General features: G+C 37.1%; 12 protein-coding genes and 1 tRNA gene. 6 read left to right on the forward strand and 7 right to left on the reverse strand.

Annotated features, from left to right (window positions below):
* Nucleotides 1-27 precede the first annotated feature (27 nt).
* Together recN and J3U13_RS07040 are read right to left on the reverse strand one after the other, a co-directional pair.
* Entirely contained in the window at nucleotides 28-1,689 is a 1,662-nt protein-coding gene (recN, locus tag J3U13_RS07035; RefSeq protein WP_267341072.1) for a DNA repair protein RecN, read from the reverse strand.
* 266 nt (nucleotides 1,690-1,955) lie between these two features.
* A complete protein-coding gene (locus J3U13_RS07040) occupies nucleotides 1,956-3,311 on the reverse strand; it encodes an Nramp family divalent metal transporter (protein ID WP_267341073.1) in 1,356 nt (451 codons plus the stop codon).
* A gap of 346 nt (nucleotides 3,312-3,657) precedes the next feature.
* On the opposite strand from J3U13_RS07040, the gene J3U13_RS07045 reads away from it, so the two are divergent.
* The 3 genes from J3U13_RS07045 (at nucleotide 3,658) to metF (ending at nucleotide 7,635) form a co-directional block, all read left to right on the forward strand.
* Nucleotides 3,658-4,209 carry a YagU family protein gene (locus tag J3U13_RS07045; RefSeq protein ID WP_267341075.1) on the forward strand — a complete coding sequence of 184 codons (552 nt, stop codon included), beginning with the start codon at nucleotides 3,658-3,660 and terminating at the stop codon, nucleotides 4,207-4,209.
* Nucleotides 4,210-4,387: 178 nt separating this feature from the next.
* Nucleotides 4,388-6,661 (forward strand): 5-methyltetrahydropteroyltriglutamate--homocysteine S-methyltransferase, encoded by a 2,274-nt coding sequence (gene metE / locus J3U13_RS07050; RefSeq protein ID WP_267330787.1) that lies wholly within the window; start codon nucleotides 4,388-4,390, stop codon nucleotides 6,659-6,661.
* Between the two features lie 98 nt (nucleotides 6,662-6,759).
* Nucleotides 6,760-7,635, forward strand: coding sequence for a methylenetetrahydrofolate reductase [NAD(P)H] (gene metF / locus J3U13_RS07055; RefSeq protein ID WP_065562711.1), 876 nt, complete (start codon nucleotides 6,760-6,762; stop codon nucleotides 7,633-7,635).
* 38 nt (nucleotides 7,636-7,673) lie between these two features.
* Here the strand turns inward: metF and J3U13_RS07060 are convergent.
* The 3 genes from J3U13_RS07060 to carA all read right to left on the reverse strand — a co-directional run bounded on the left by J3U13_RS07060 (nucleotide 7,674) and on the right by carA (nucleotide 12,405).
* Nucleotides 7,674-7,750, reverse strand: a tRNA-Met gene (locus J3U13_RS07060).
* Nucleotides 7,751-8,033: 283 nt separating this feature from the next.
* A complete protein-coding gene (gene carB / locus J3U13_RS07065) occupies nucleotides 8,034-11,249 on the reverse strand; it encodes a carbamoyl-phosphate synthase large subunit (RefSeq protein WP_267341076.1) in 3,216 nt (1,071 codons plus the stop codon).
* Between the two features lies 1 nt (nucleotide 11,250).
* Nucleotides 11,251-12,405 carry a glutamine-hydrolyzing carbamoyl-phosphate synthase small subunit gene (gene carA / locus J3U13_RS07070; protein WP_267341077.1) on the reverse strand — a complete coding sequence of 385 codons (1,155 nt, stop codon included), beginning with the start codon at nucleotides 12,403-12,405 and terminating at the stop codon, nucleotides 11,251-11,253.
* Between the two features lie 268 nt (nucleotides 12,406-12,673).
* Between carA and argF the strand changes: the two genes are divergently transcribed.
* Nucleotides 12,674-13,681 (forward strand): ornithine carbamoyltransferase, encoded by a 1,008-nt coding sequence (gene argF / locus J3U13_RS07075; RefSeq protein WP_267341078.1) that lies wholly within the window; start codon nucleotides 12,674-12,676, stop codon nucleotides 13,679-13,681.
* 98 nt (nucleotides 13,682-13,779) lie between these two features.
* On the forward strand, nucleotides 13,780-14,283 hold the full coding sequence (locus J3U13_RS07080; protein ID WP_267341080.1) for a phosphatidylglycerophosphatase A: 504 nt from the start codon (nucleotides 13,780-13,782) through the stop codon (nucleotides 14,281-14,283).
* A gap of 78 nt (nucleotides 14,284-14,361) precedes the next feature.
* On the opposite strand, the gene nadK is transcribed toward J3U13_RS07080, so the two are convergent.
* Nucleotides 14,362-15,240 carry an NAD(+) kinase gene (gene nadK / locus J3U13_RS07085; RefSeq protein ID WP_267341082.1) on the reverse strand — a complete coding sequence of 293 codons (879 nt, stop codon included), beginning with the start codon at nucleotides 15,238-15,240 and terminating at the stop codon, nucleotides 14,362-14,364.
* Nucleotides 15,241-15,394: 154 nt separating this feature from the next.
* On the opposite strand from nadK, the gene grpE reads away from it, so the two are divergent.
* Nucleotides 15,395-15,979 carry a nucleotide exchange factor GrpE gene (gene grpE / locus J3U13_RS07090; RefSeq protein ID WP_267341083.1) on the forward strand — a complete coding sequence of 195 codons (585 nt, stop codon included), beginning with the start codon at nucleotides 15,395-15,397 and terminating at the stop codon, nucleotides 15,977-15,979.
* Nucleotides 15,980-16,033: 54 nt separating this feature from the next.
* On the opposite strand, the gene def is transcribed toward grpE, so the two are convergent.
* Nucleotides 16,034-16,546 carry a peptide deformylase gene (gene def / locus J3U13_RS07095; protein ID WP_267341084.1) on the reverse strand — a complete coding sequence of 171 codons (513 nt, stop codon included), beginning with the start codon at nucleotides 16,544-16,546 and terminating at the stop codon, nucleotides 16,034-16,036.
* Between the last annotated feature and the right edge of the window lie 93 nt (nucleotides 16,547-16,639).

Below are 16,639 nucleotides of genomic sequence, written 5' to 3' on the forward strand. Positions count from 1 at the left end.
TAAAGGCATTATATTACCATAATTAAATTAGATAATAAGTAACTCTTTCGCATTGGCAAGGGTTGCATCGGTAATTTTATTTCCACCTAATAATCGAGCAAGCTCATTTAAACGACCATTTTTATCTAATCTTTGCATATCAGTTGTGGTTTGTTTCCCACTCGTCTGTTTACTAACAAAGTAATGCTGATTTGCTTGCCCAGCGACTTGTGGTAAATGTGTTACGGTAATAACTTGTGTTGATTCTCCAAGTTGCCTTAATAACTGCCCAACTTTAGCTGCAGTTGGTCCACTAATACCGACATCAATTTCATCAAAAATTAATGCTGGGGTATCCATTTTTTGCGCTGTTAGTACTTGAATTGCTAAGGCAATACGTGACAGTTCACCACCGGATGCAACTTTAGATAGCGGTTGTAAAACTTGACCTGCATTGGTGCTAACTAAAAAAGTAACTTGATCCGCCCCATTTTCACTTAGTCGATTTTCATCAAAAGTGATATCTATACTTAATTGCCCATTTGGCATAGAAAGTTCATGCATGATTATCGTTACCTTCTTAGCTAATGTTTTGCTTACTGTTACTCGTTTTTGGTGTAATTTAGTGGCAAGCTCTAGCGCAATTTTATGGTATTTGTTAATGTCTGCTTTTAACAGTTCTCCTTGTTCATCTTGTTGATTAATTTTTTTAAATTCATTAAGTAAATTTTGATGTAATTCTGGTAATGTCTCTGGTGCGATATGATGTTTGCGTGCTAAAGCAATTTGTTTCGATAACCGTTGTTCAAGTTTCATGACGTGCGCTGGGTCGATCTCTAAACTCTCGCTGTAGTGACGAAGTTCATAACTGGCTTCTTTTATTTGAATTGCTGCCTCTTCAAGCATATTAAGAATATTATTTAATGTTGGATCAAGATGGGATAACAGTTGCACACTGTTTTTAACGCTGCCAAGTAAATTAGTAACATTATATTCATCAGCTTCATCTAATATCATGATTGATTGTTGGCTGAGGTTAATCAATTGTTCACTATTAGATAACCGTTTATATTCTTCATCGATTTGTTGGTATTCACCTTCAATCGGCGAAAATTCGTTTAATTCTTTTAATTGATATTGTAAAAGTTGCAGATGAGCCTCACGATCTTGTCGTGTGGTTTCATATTGCTGATAAGCTTGGCAGGCGGTTTTCCAATGCTTATGGGCTTGGTGCATTTGCGCAAGTAGAGTTGGCTCATTCATATAATCATTCAACAATAGTTGCTGGTGGTCACTGCGTAATAGCCGTTGATGTTCATGTTGTCCATGAATTTGGATTAGCATTTGTCCTATATCTTTAAGTTGAGAGATGGGTACGGCTCGACCATTGATAAATGCTTTAGAACGACCATCTTGATTAATTACACGGCGTAAGATGCATTCATTACCTTCATCAAGTTGATTTTCTATCAACCATGCATATGCACCTGGCGTATCATCAAGTATAAAACTTGCTGAAATATCTACACGATCTGCCCCATTGCGAATAGATGAGGCATCAGAACGATTTCCTAAACATAGTCCTAGAGCATCAATCGCAATGGATTTCCCTGCTCCTGTTTCCCCCGTAATTGCAGTCATTCCTGTTGCAAAATCAACTAACAATTGATCGACAATAGCAAAATTATTAATAGTAAGTTGAGTTATCATAACAATTAAATAAATACATGTAGCTGATTAAAATTAAGACGAGTATATCAATAAAAACACTGTAAATAAATACAGTTTTTCAAATAAAATATTGATTTTTTTACTGTACCAGATGGAATTGTTGTGTTATCTAGATTTTATCTATTTTCAATGCTTATTTATATTGTTGAATAAATAAGCATATAGATAATAGTGAATGATTAATTAAAGACAAAGAAATTAAACAAGCCATGTATCAGAAAAATATTAATGGCTTTGATCGATAGTTAATAAAATAATGAACTAATTATTTCATAAATTAATTGTAGATTTAAAAATACAAGAGAAATGGTTGCTATCCAACCTAACATAATGGTTATTTTACTATTGACAAATTCCTTCATGATTTTTTTATTTGAGGTGACTAAAATTAAAGGGATCATTGATATTGGTAAGGCAATACTTAAAAAGACTTGGGTATAGATTAATAAATTCTCAACAATATTTTCTTTATCTCCCCAGATATAAATACATAAAATTACAGGAGTAACCGCTAATCCCCGACTAACTATTCGTCTGGCCCAGAGAGGAATAGATAAATGAATAAATCCTTCCATGACTATTTGTCCTGTTAATGTGCCTGTGATTGTTGCATTTTGACCTGATGCAAGTAAAGCTAATGCAAATAAAGTTGCCATCATTGAGCTTGCCACAGGACCAACCATATGAGGATCTTTCAAAGCATCATAAAGTTGGGTAAATCGACCAAGATCGTCGGGATTATTGCCATAAAAAAGGGATGCTCCAAGAATTAATAACAGACAATTTATGATAAATGAAAATGACAATTGTATATTTGAATCAATCGTTGCATATTTAATCGCCTCTTTTAGGCTCACTCTGTTTTGTCTATTGTATTTTCTTGTTTGAACGATAGATGAATGCAGATACAAATTATGTGGCATAACAGTTGCACCAACAATACCAAGTGCAATAACTAAGGCTGAATCATGTCCTTTGATTGAGGCAGTAAAAATATCCCTCCTAGGGATAAATCCATTTATAATATCACTAAGTTCGGGAGAAGCTCTTAAAACTTCATAAACGAAAATGATAAAGATTGTCGCAATTAAGCAAAAGACGATGGCTTCAATTTTCCTGAAACCAAATCTCATTAAAATTAAAAGGATAGCTACATCAAAAACCGTTAATAACACTCCGATTAATAATGGAATATCAAATAAAAGATTTAAGGCTACTGCGCTGCCAATGACTTCGGCAATTTCTGTGGCAATGATAGCTAATTCAGTCGAAAACCATAAACACAAAGATACTTTTTTTCCAACCATTGATTTCGTTGCTTGAGCAAGATCCATGCCTGTCACCACGCCTATTTTCACACACATTGCCTGAAGAAGCATTGCAATTAAGCTAGAAATGAGTATTACAGATAGTAATAAATAGCTATAAAGCGCACCACCTTGAATTGACGTGATCCAGTTTCCTGGATCCATATAACCAACCGCAACTAAAGCACCCGGACCAGAAAAAGCCCACAGTTTTCGGAGAAAACCCGCATTAGGATTGGGGATATGAATGGTATTATTGATCTCTTCTAAACTTACTGTGGATATTTTTAACATAATTCAACCTCTAAACTAACATAGTGGCATTATATATGGTAATGAGAATCATTATCAATTGAAAATAATTATTTCTGTAATGTGTATTATTTAGACTTAAAATTATATATTATTTATTTTATTTGAGTTTATATTTTGGTATGGCTATACCTATTATGATTGATTAAAATAGATACTATTTCATTTTTCAAAATTATATCAAAACAGGGTCATTTGTTTTCAACAAACAAAAAATTGTACAATGTATCCTATAGGTTTTAAGTAGAACTTATTTTATCTAATTTATTATGTATTCTCATTTAAAATTCTATTAAATAACTATTAAATATAGTAAGGAATCGCTCAAATGTTTGGAAATAAAATAAATCGTCAAATTATTATTTGGACTACTCTGATTGGTGGATTCATTAGCGCACTGGTTAAATGGGGTTCTGAAGTTAATATGCCTCCTCGTGTTCCTGGGGAAATTTCACCACCTGCGGCACACATTGATGCATGGCTCGGTTGGTTAGGCATTAATTCTCATTCACTTGATTATGTTTACCAAACGGCAATCGTTTCGGGCGCAGTAACACTTTATCACTGGTTGTTTAGTTTTGCCTTTGCCTTCGTTTATGTATTTATTGCCTACTTCTGGAATAATATTCGATTATGGTATGGTGCATTTTATGGCATTATCATTACCGTTATGATGCACGGTTTTTTAATCCCGCTATTAGGTTTTCGTCATCCCGCTTATGATCCGCAAGGCACCGTTGGTTGGTTATGGAACCTAAATGGTTATGAACTTTGGAGTGAAATTTTAGGGCATATCTATTGGGGTGTATCGATCGAAATCTGTATGATCGCTGTGCTTGCTCATTTTTCAAGACCAATCCGTGGCGAATGGCGCCAGTAGTTAATTTATTAATTTTCATCTGTTTCAATCCTTCTGTTGAAAAACAGAGGGATTTTTTTATACCTTTTGATATAGTTAAAAACTATATCTTTTGATAAAAAACTAGAATTATTCAATAACATTTTTTTTTGCTATCTTTTTAACCACTAAAGAAAAATGCTAAATAAAGGAAAAGAAAATGAATACTGCAGTTATTGGATATCCTCGTGTTGGTAAACTTCGTGAGCTTAAATTTGCAACCGAAGCTTATTTTAAAGGTAACAAAACCCAAGCTGAATTATTAAATGAAGCAAAAGCCCTACGTGCTGAACATCTACAACAACAAGCATCACATAAAATTGCTTTAATCTCATCTAATGACTTTTCATTTTATGATGCAGTATTAGATACGGCCTGTTTACTGAATGTTATCCCGAAACGTTATCAAGATTTAGGCTTACCTGAACTCGATCGTTATTTTGCCATGGCGCGTGGTTATCAAGGTGAAAAAGGTGATGTGCGAGCGCTGGCAATGAAAAAATGGTTTAACACTAATTACCACTACTTAGTGCCAGAAATTGAAGATTCACTACAAATAAAACTAGCCAGTACCAAACCTTTTGACGAATATCAAGAAGCCAAAGCATTAGGTATTCAAACCAAACCGGTTGTGATTGGCGCATTAACCTTTTTCAAATTAGCACAGTATTTAGGTAATAAACAGCTAGTTGATTTTAAAGCCGATATTATTAAAGCCTATCAAGAAATTATTCAGAAATTTACTGCACTTGGTGCGCAGTGGATACAAATTGATGAGCCAATTTTAGTGACGGATTTAACTCATGAAGATATCGCTCTATTCAATGAGCTTTATCAGTCAATTTTATCCGTTAAAGGTACAACCAAAGTGGTTTTACAAACTTACTTTGGCGATGTGCGTGATTGTTACCAACAATTAGTGGCGTTACCATTTGACGGTATCGGACTTGATTTTGTTGAAGGTAAACAATCCTTAGCATTACTTGAAAGTCATGGTTTCCCAGCTGATAAAGTGTTATTTGCTGGTGTGGTAAATGGTAAAAATATTTGGAAAAATAATTATAAAAAAACATTGGAATTAGTCGCAAAAATTAAGCAAAAAGCGGCAAACATTGTGATTAATACTTCCTGTTCGTTACTGCATGTACCTTATACATTACAAAACGAAACTAAATTAACGATTCAACAACGAGCTTATTTTGCTTTTGCCCAAGAAAAACTACAAGAGTTAGCTGAACTGGGTGAATTAGTCAAAGACTCGAATTTTGAAAATAGTCCGGCTTACAAAGCAAATCAAACCCTATTTACGCGTGAGCGTGAAGGAGCAAATCAAGCGGTACGTCAAAAAGTTTCGGCTTTAAAAGCGTCTGATTTTACTCGTCTACCGGAATTTTCAGTACGTGAAGCAGCACAGAAAAAAGCCTTTAATTTGCCATTATTACCTACAACAACGATTGGTTCATTTCCGCAAACACCTGATGTACGTTTAAACCGTGCAAAATTCAAGAAAGGTGAAATTTGCTTAAATGAATATACCGAGTTTAACAAACAAAAAATTGCAGAATGCATCAAGCTTCAAGAACAGATTGGTATTGATGTGTTAGTTCACGGCGAATTTGAACGTAATGACATGGTTGAGTATTTTGGTGAAAGCTTAAATGGTTTTGTCTTTACTGAAAAAGCATGGGTGCAATCTTATGGTACTCGTTGTGTTAAGCCGCCAATTGTATGGGGTGATATTTCACGCTCTAAACCAATTACCGTTGAATATTCACAATATGCACAAAGCCTAACTGACAAACCCGTTAAAGGTATGCTAACTGGCCCAGTGACGATCCTTAACTGGTCGTTCCCTCGTGAAGATATTTCACAAAAAGAGTCTGTATTCCAAATTGGTTTAGCAATCAGTGATGAAGTGTTAGATCTTGAAGCGGCCGGCATTAAAGTCATCCAAATTGATGAAGCGGCGTTAAAAGAGAAATTACCATTACGTAAAGCTGATTGGAATAGTGAATATCTGGATTGGGCTATTCCGGCATTTAGACTAGTGCACAGCAAAGTACAAGCTGATACACAAATTCATACACATATGTGTTATAGCGAATTTGCTGACATTATCAAAGATATCGATGCTATGGATGCTGATGTGATTTCATTTGAAGCATCACGTTCTAATCTACAATTGATTGATGTGCTTAAAGCCAATAATTTTAAAACTGAAGTTGGACCGGGTGTTTATGATATCCATTCACCACGTGTACCACCGGTTGCTGAAATCAAAGCAACAATTGAGAAGTTACTGGCAAAAATTGACAAGCAAAAACTTTGGATTAATCCGGATTGTGGTTTAAAAACTCGTGGTGAGAAAGAAGTTGTTGCAAGTTTAGAACATTTAGTTCAAGCAACATTAGAAGTTCGAAAAACACTTAATTAACAGCGTTAATTAATTTGCTTTACCTTAATTTCCGCCGCCGATTTTGGCGGCGGAAATGTCAGTAAGGATAATAGTAATCACACCAATGGATGATACAGATGAAAACAAATTTACTCTTTAATAAAAAAACCGTGTTCTCTTTTGAAGTTTTTCCCCCTAAAAAAACGTCACCTTTAGAGACAATCTATAGCACATTGCGTGAACTTGGTTACTTCAAACCTGATTTTATCAGTGTTACTTATGGCGCTGGTGGTAGTTTGAATGGTCAAACGACAATTGATATCGCCCACGCTGTCAAACATACTTATGGCATTGAAAGTGTTGCCCATTTGCCGGGAATTAATTTTGATAAAGCAGAAATGCAGAAAATTCTTCATGATCTTAAATGTGCCGGTATCGATAATGTGCTTGCTTTGCGTGGTGATATTAGCCCGACAGTTACACCTAAAGATGATTTTCGCTATGCCAGCGAGCTAGTTTCATTTATTAAAGAAAATGGTGATTTTAATGTGATTGGGGCCTGTTATCCTGAAGGACATCTTGAAGCATCAACGCTAAAACAAGATTTAATACATTTAAAAGAAAAGGTGAGTGCCGGAACAGATCAACTCATATCACAGCTATTTTTTGATAATGACTATTTTTATACTTTCTTAGACAAAGCGCGTGATATGGGGATTAATGTACCAATTGAAGCAGGGATTATGCCGGTAACGAACAAAAACCAAATTGAACGTATGGTATCGATGTGTGGCGTAAATCTACCGAAGAAATTCAAACAGATGATGGAGAAATACGAGCATCACCCTGATGCGTTCCGTGACGCCGGTATTGCTTATGCTATCGATCAGATTGTTGATTTAGTTTCACAAAATGTTGACGGTATCCATTTGTACACCATGAATAATAGCTATATCGCTAGAAGAATTAGTGAAGCGGTATCAACGCTACTTGCAGTACCAAAGTCAGAATAGTTTTATTAAGAATAATTTAAAATAGATTTTAGAAGAATTGGTTGCGGGGGCTGGATTTGAACCAACGACCTTCGGGTTATGAGCCCGACGAGCTACCAAGCTGCTCCACCCCGCGTCAAAGAGGTGGCTATATTATAGTAATAAAATAATAAAGCAATACCCTTCTAGCCTAAACGGCCTATTTTTACACATTCCTTAACAAATAAGGATGATTTTTGTACGAAACGGTATACACTCCTCAATATTTTTTACATTAATTATCGTTGATTATGCTCAAACTCTCCTAACTAGATAAAATAGTTCAAAAGAAAAAGAAATATTTTTTCAGGTGAATAAGAGATCTTATTTGTACGACACCGTAAACCAGATTAGTGAAAAGAGACGAGTTTTACTCGTCTCTATTGATAAAGTGCCTGTAATGGTTTCACGCTATGAGCTGGATCATAATCAAGCGCCGACGTTGTGGCATAAGCCGCATTCATCGTGGTATCGTAATGAACTTTATATTGAATAGCACTACGGCGTAGGATTTTCGATGCCTCAATAGCAGCCCGTCCAGATGTGGTATTGAGAATATAGCTATATTCGCCATTTTTAATATGGTCATGAATATTGGGGCGCCCTTCGTTCTCTTTTTTGACCATTTGGCAGGGTATGCCTGCTTGTTGTAATGCCTTAGCGGTGCCAAAAGTAGCATCAATACTAAAGCCATGCGCAATTAATCGTTTAGCTATCGCTAACAAGCGAGTTTTGTCTTGATCACGAACAGATAGCAAAGCTTTTCCCGATTTTTTCATACTTGATAAGCTACCAAGTTGTGCTTTGGCAAAGGCTTCGGCAAAGGTATTACCAATTCCCATCACTTCACCGGTTGAACGCATTTCAGGCCCCAAAATTGGGTCAACGCCACTAAATTTATTAAACGGTAATACCACCTCTTTTACTGAGTAATAAGGCGGTATGACTTCTTTGGTGATATTTTGTTTAGCCAGTGATTGCCCGGTCATAACTCGTGCAGCGATTTTCGCTAATGGCAAACCGGTAGCTTTCGACACAAATGGCACGGTGCGAGCAGCTCGAGGGTTGATTTCAATCAAATAAATTTGGTTATCTTTGACGGCAAATTGTCCATTCATAAGCCCTTTTACATTAAGTTCTAACGCTAATTGTTTAGCTTGCTTGCGCAATTGGTCTAAAATTTCTGGGCTTAAAGTATACGTTGGTAATGAACAAGCAGAATCACCCGAGTGAATACCCGCTTGTTCAATATGCTCCATAATGCCGCCAATTACGATTTGCTCGCCGTCGGCAATGACATCAATATCAACTTCAATAGCATCATCTAAAAAGTGATCAAGTAGTACTGGAGCATTATTCGATTCACTGACTGCGGTTTTAAAATAACGTCTTAAATCTTGCTCGTTATACACAATTTCCATTGCTCGACCACCAAGCACATAAGACGGTCTGACCACTAATGGATAGCCAATTTGTTCGGCTTTAATCACCGCATCTTCAATATCGGTAACCGTTGCATTAACTGGCTGTTTTAACTTTAACTTATCGACAATCGACTGAAAACGTTTGCGATCTTCAGCTTGATCTATCGCATCTGGCGAGGTACCAATAATCGGTAGCCCAGCGACTTCAAGCGCTCTGGCTAATTTTAATGGTGTTTGCCCGCCGTATTGTACGATTACGCCATTTGGTTTTTCCACATGAGCAATTTCAAGCACATCTTCCAGTGTGACTGGCTCAAAGTAGAGTCGATCTGAGGTATCATAATCGGTAGATACCGTTTCCGGATTACAGTTAACCATAATTGTTTCATAACCGTCTTCACGGAGCGCCAGCGCGGCATGTACACAACAGTAATCAAACTCAATACCTTGCCCAATCCGATTCGGTCCACCGCCTAATATCATAATCTTAGGGCGAATGAATTGTGGTTTAGCTTCGCATTCTTGTTCATAGGTTGAGTAAAGATAAGCTGTATCGGTCGAGAACTCCGCCGCGCAGGTATCAACTCGTTTATATACAGGATGAATATCGTATTGGTTTCGTCGATCACGAACGTCTTGTTCTTCAACATTCAGCAGTTTAGCAATACGTAAATCTGAAAAACCTTTGCGCTTAAGTTGCCATAACGATTCTGAATTCAGGCGAGCGAATGATTGCGATTTCAGTTGGTTTTCAAGGTTGATAAGTTCTTCAATCTGCACTAAAAACCAGCGATCGATATTCGTTAATGTGAAAATTTCATCTAAACTAAAGCCGGCTCGAAAAGCGTCAGCAATATACCAAATTCGTTCAGCGCCAACTTCTTGCAGTTCATAACGTATTTTGCTGAGATTTTTTTCATCATCATAATTGTCAATTTTCGGATCAAAACCACACGCACCGACTTCAAGCCCTCGTAGCGCTTTTTGTAATGATTCTTGAAAAGTCCGCCCAATAGCCATCACTTCACCCACTGATTTCATTTGGGTTGTTAGACGATCATTACACCCAGCAAACTTTTCGAAATTAAAGCGGGGTATTTTTGTCACCACATAGTCGATCGAAGGCTCAAATGACGCTGGCGTTTTACCTCCGGTAATATCATTAGATAGCTCATCAAGGGTATAGCCGACCGCAAGTTTGGCCGCAATTTTTGCGATTGGAAAACCGGTTGCTTTAGATGCTAATGCTGATGAACGTGATACCCTTGGATTCATTTCAATCACAATCAAGCGTCCGGTTTTAGGATCAACCGAAAATTGTACATTCGAACCACCTGTTTCAACGCCAATTTCACGAAGTACCGCTATCGATGCGTTACGCATGATTTGATACTCTTTATCCGTTAATGTTTGAGCTGGCGCAACGGTAATGGAATCCCCGGTATGAATGCCCATAGGGTCAACATTTTCAATCGAACAGACGATGATACAGTTATCATTTTTATCTCGTACCACTTCCATTTCGTACTCTTTCCAACCAATTAATGACTCATCAATGAGGAGTTCATTGGTGGGCGACAGATCAAGTCCTCGGGTACAAATTTCATCAAATTCTTGAGTGTTATAAGCAATCCCGCCACCGGTTCCCCCCATAGTAAAAGAAGGGCGGATAATGCAAGGAAAGCCAACTTGTTCAAGTACGGCATAAGCCTCTTTTAATGAGTGAGCAATGCCGGAACGGGCAGTATCAAGACCAATTTTTTTCATGGCTTGATCAAAACGTTTGCGATCTTCAGCTTTATCAATTGCATCAGCTGTGGCGCCGATCATCTCGACATTAAATTGTTTTAAAATGCCTCTTTTATCCAGTTCTAACGCACAATTGAGCGCTGTTTGTCCGCCCATGGTGGGCAAAATGGCATCGGGTCTTTCTTGTTCAATAATTTTACTCACCGTTGTCCAATCAATCGGCTCAATATAGGTGGCATCCGCCATTTCTGGATCGGTCATAATGGTGGCAGGGTTAGAATTGACTAAAATAACCCGATAACCTTCTTCACGCAGAGCCTTACAAGCTTGAGCGCCGGAATAATCAAATTCACAGGCTTGACCAATAACAATTGGGCCGGCGCCAATAATGAGAATGCTATGAATATCTGTTCGCTTAGGCATGTTATTGCTCCTGCTTATAAATTTTAATTAATTCGATAAAGTGATCAAATAGTGGGGCGGCATCGTGAGGCCCGGGACTCGCTTCGGGGTGACCTTGAAAGCTAAAAGCCGGTTTTTGATTATGATGAATACCTTGTAGCGAACCGTCGAACAGTGATTTATGCGTCACACGTAAGTGAGTCGGTAAACTCATTTCATCAACGGCAAAACCATGATTTTGGGCGGTAATCATGACTCGATTATTTTCAAGATCCTTAACCGGATGATTGCCACCATGGTGACCAAACTTCATTTTGACGGTTTTAGCGCCACATGCAAGAGCTAACAATTGATGACCTAAACAGATGCCAAATACTGGAATATCTGTCGTTAAAAACTGTTTTATAGCATCAATGGCATAAGTACAAGGTGCCGGATCACCTGGACCATTTGATAGGAATATACCGTCAGGATTTAATGCTAATACCTCCTGCGCAGAGGTTTTGGCCGGAACAATGGTCAATTTACAACCCCGTTCAACTAACATCCGTAAGATATTACGTTTTACGCCAAAATCATAAGCCACAACATGATAAGTCAAAGCGTTTTTTGCCGCTGGCTGTACTTGTTCTCTTGTCCATACACCTTGTGTCCACAAATAGCTTTTTGTACAGGTGACTTTTTGGGCTAAGTCCAGCCCAGATAATCCTTTAAAATCGATCGCCATTTGTTTAGCGGTATCGGCTTTTTCAAGTAAAGTCTTTCTATCGTTTGCGGTGATAATCACACCATGCTGAGCCCCTTTTTCACGCAAAATTCGAGTTAAACGGCGAGTATCGATATCGGCAATGGCAATAACATTATGCTGTTTTAAATAGCTCGATAGATCGAGCTCATTGCGATAATTGCTGGCTAATAGTGGTAAATCACGAATAATCAGCCCTTTTGCATAAACTTGATTAGATTCAGCATCGGCATTGTTAGTGCCGACATTACCTATATGGGGGTAAGTTAACGTGACCAATTGCTCGCAATAGGAAGGGTCGGTGAGTATTTCTTGATAACCGGTCATTGAGGTATTAAAAACAACCTCACCAACAGTTTCTCCATCAGCACCGATTGATTTACCGATAAATTGTGAACCGTCTTGTAATATAAGGAGGGCATAAGTTTGCATGATTAAAAAGACCTTTTGAATAAGTCGTCATTATTTATGAATAAAAATTCAATTTTACTTGTTTGTGAAGATACAGTAATTGGCATTTTATTACACTTTTTTATACAAAAAAAGCAATATTATAAAAATAATTTTAATGATTAAGTCTAATTTTTGAGATTTTCATAAAGAGAAGATAAAATGTGAGGGTTATTTTAATACTTAACTTGTATTTGCATAATTATTCAAATAGAATCGTGTAAATATTTACGATACTAGGAGCCATATTATGTACGGTTTTTATCAACGTCACTTTTTACGCTTACTTGATTTTACTCCTGATGAAATCAATCAATTAATAAATTTGGCTATTGAACTAAAACAAGCAAAGCAGCAAGGAAATGAAGAAAAATATTTAACGGGTAAAAATATTGTGCTTATTTTTGAAAAAGACTCCACCCGTACTCGCTGTGCATTCGAAGTTGGTGCTTTTGATCAAGGCGCACAAGTCACCTATTTAGGGCCAAGTGGTAGCCAAATTGGACATAAAGAGTCGATTGCCGACACAGCAAGAGTACTGGGTCGCATGTATGACGGGATTGAGTATCGAGGTTATGGGCAAAATATTGTTGAAACTTTAGCAAAATATGCCGGTGTGCCGGTTTGGAATGGTTTAACGACTGAAGCGCATCCAACGCAAATTTTAGCAGATTTTATGACCATGAAAGAGCATATCGGTGAGCGCCCACTTAATAGCGTTAAATTTGCTTATTTAGGCGATGCCCATAATAACATGAGCAATTCGTTAATGGAAGGCGCAGCCTTGATGGGTATGGAGATCCGACTCGTGGCGCCCAAAGCGTGCCAACCTGAATCAGAGCTTGTTCAAAAGTGCCAAGAGATAGCTAAAACAACAGGCGCTAAAATCGTTTTAACTGAAGATGTCGCTGAAGGTGTGAAAGGTGTTGATTTTCTTTATACCGATGTATGGGTTTCCATGGGCGAACCGAAAGAAGTGTGGGATGAGCGAGTGAAATTATTAACCCCATACCAAGTCAATCAAAATGTAGTCAAATTAACAGAGAATCCAAATGTTAAATTTATGCATTGCTTACCGGCTTTCCATGATATGAATACCACAGTAGGTCAACAAATGGCTGCCCAGTACGGTTTGAAAAATGGCTTAGAAGTGACAAATGAAGTCTTTGAATCTAAACATAGCATCGTTTTTGATGAAGCCGAAAACCGCCTGCACACGATCAAAGCAGTAATGGTTGCAACCTTAGCTAAAGACTAATAATATAGCTAAATATTATTAGTGCTAGCTAGAGTTAGCTAAGCAAACTTTTTGCCGACCTCAAGTCGGCATAATTTTATCAACCGATTATCATCAGAATGACGAAACAAGCACGCAATAAAGATTTTAAAAAATGCCTAAAACTCACTAATCCAATTCATTTTTTAGCGGTCGGATTGGGCAGTGGGCTATCACCCATTATGCCTGGTACTATGGGATCATTAATGGCGATACCACTGTGGCTTTTATTTTGGGGTTTACAACCGGTTTTATATTGGGTTTTTATTTTAGTGACGTTTGTGTTTGGTTGTTATCTTTGCCAAAAAACGTCGGATGATACCCATACTCATGATTCGGGTCATATTGTTTGGGATGAATTTGTCGGTATGTGGATAACGCTGTATTTCATTCCTCAATTTTCAATACTATGGGTGACGATTGCTTTTGTCGCATTTAGATTGTTTGATATGGCAAAACCCTGGCCTATTCGTTGGTTTGATAAGCGTGTGCCGGGCGGTTTTGGTATTATGGTCGATGATGTAATAGCAGCTATCTTTTCATCCATGACAGTTCACGTGATGGCATTGTTAATAAAAATATGATTTGTGGTGCCAATTTTAAAAACTTCTCTAAATAGGATCGCTTTTATATCCTACTTGAGTAGTGAGTGAAAACATTAATTAAAACATTTTTTGTGACCAGCCCAATTTAGTCGAAAGATTATTAAAATAGTCGTAATCTTTAGAGTGAATTAAATTAAATTCATATAAAGAACGGCGGATAATGACATCTTGCGAAGGCTTTACTGGTAAAATAATTTGGCTATCACAAGCAACATTTAAATCCAGAGCAGTAGTTGGAAATTTTAAATGAATAGGATTGTCTCCTTTTATCACTAATGGTCGGACCGCTAATGAATGTGGAAACATCGGCGTAATTATTAAGGCGTCTAGATGTGGTGCTAAAATAGGTCCTCCTGCTGATAGAGAATAAGCAGTAGAGCCCGTAGGTGTTGCTATAATTAACCCATCAGCGCGCTGTGAAAAAGCATTGCGCTCATTAATATATACATCATAATCAATCATATGGGCGACAGTATTAGGGGTGATGACAATCTCATTTACAGCAAAACCCGAGTTAATCATTTTGCCATTATCATAGATAGAGACTTCCAGTAAAAAACGAGGATCATCGTCATACTCACCGGCAATAACAGGGCTTAATTGTTCTATTACTTGTTCGTGAGAAATATCGGTTAAAAAGCCTAAATTGCCACGATTAACGCCAATTACTTTGATTTTATAGTGGGATAAATATCGTGCTGATCGTAACATATTGCCATCACCACCAACCACAATAGCCAAATCAGCTTGTTCACCAATTGTTTCTAATGAGGCATAATGACTCACTGGAAATTGGATATATTCGGCTAATCTATCTTCGACTAATACATGAATACCGAGTTTAATCAGCCAATCATAAAGCACTTGATGAGTTTCAATTGCTTCTAATTTACGTGGAAGTCCAATTAGGCCAATACATTTAAATGGTGTGTCCATAAAATATCCTTGCTTTATTTTTCATAAACACCTGTATTTTTTTCGGTAAAAAATAAAAAAATACATATCAATCTACTCATAAGCTTGTAATAATAAAAATTGTCCCCATAATAACCGTTATTCATTAAGTTTTCGACTACATTTGGAGTACCTTATGACAGAACAAGATAAAAATATGTCAGAAAATGATGCTAACATTGACACACAAACAGAAGAAATAACAGAACAACAAGCGTCAGATCAACCAGATTTTGAAGCGCAATTGAAAGCAAAAGATGTCCGAATTGCCGAGCTTGAACAAGCGTTACAATTAGCTAAAAAAAATGAAAGTGAAGCCATGATTCGTGCACGAGCTGAAATTGATAATGTCCGAAAACGTGTTGAGCAAGATGTCGATAAAGCTCGTAAGTTTGCTTTGGAAAAGTTTTCAAATGAACTATTGCCAGTTATCGATAATTTAGAACGTGCATTATTATCTACAGATAAAAATAATCCGGAACATCAAGCAACAGTTGAAGGATTAGAACTGACATTAAAATCATTCTTAGATACGGTCAAAAAATTCGGTATTGAAGTAGTCAGCACTGAAGATTCGCAATTAAATCCTGATGTTCACCAAGCCATTAGTATGGTTGAATCACCGGAACATCAATCAGGACAAATCGTTAATACTATCCAAAAAGGTTATACTTTAAATGGTCGGTTGATTCGCCCTGCGATGGTTATTGTTGCTAAATAATATCGTTGCTATACATTTGGTAGATGGTTTAACCGCCATTTATGGCGGTTAATTTTATTTATTACGTTGTTCTTCGCGCGTCAGTTTTTTCATCTTTTGTTCAATTCGTTGACGTTTTAATGGTGAAAGGTAATCCACAAATAATTTACCTTTTAAATGATCCATTTCGTGTTGGATACAGATTGCAAGTAGTTCATCGGCATCAATCTCATAAGGATTGCCATTACGATCAAGTGCTTTGATTTTAATTTTCTCCGCTCTTGGTACAAACCCACGACAATCCGGTATTGATAGGCAACCCTCCTCAATTCCTGTTTCTCCTTCTTTACTGATTACTTCAGGATTAATAATCACATAAAGTTGGCTTTTATCTTCAGATACATCAATCACAATAATTTGCTCATGAATATCTACTTGAGTTGATGCAAGGCCAATGCCTTTTTCGGCATACATAGTTTCAATCATATTATCTATGATTGTTTGTAACTCTGGTGAAAATTCGGTGACAGGTTTAGCAACTTTGCGGAGTCGCTCATCAGGGAAACGTAATACCGGTAAAATAGCCATAAATTCTTCGATTTACTCCTCAAAAATTAGGTTTGTTCAGTTTGTTAATCATTGTAAACATTTATCATGTCGTTGAATAGCCCTTGTTGGCTA

This window comes from Gilliamella sp. B2887 (assembly GCF_026537015.1).
Lineage (GTDB): Bacteria > Pseudomonadota > Gammaproteobacteria > Enterobacterales > Orbaceae > Gilliamella.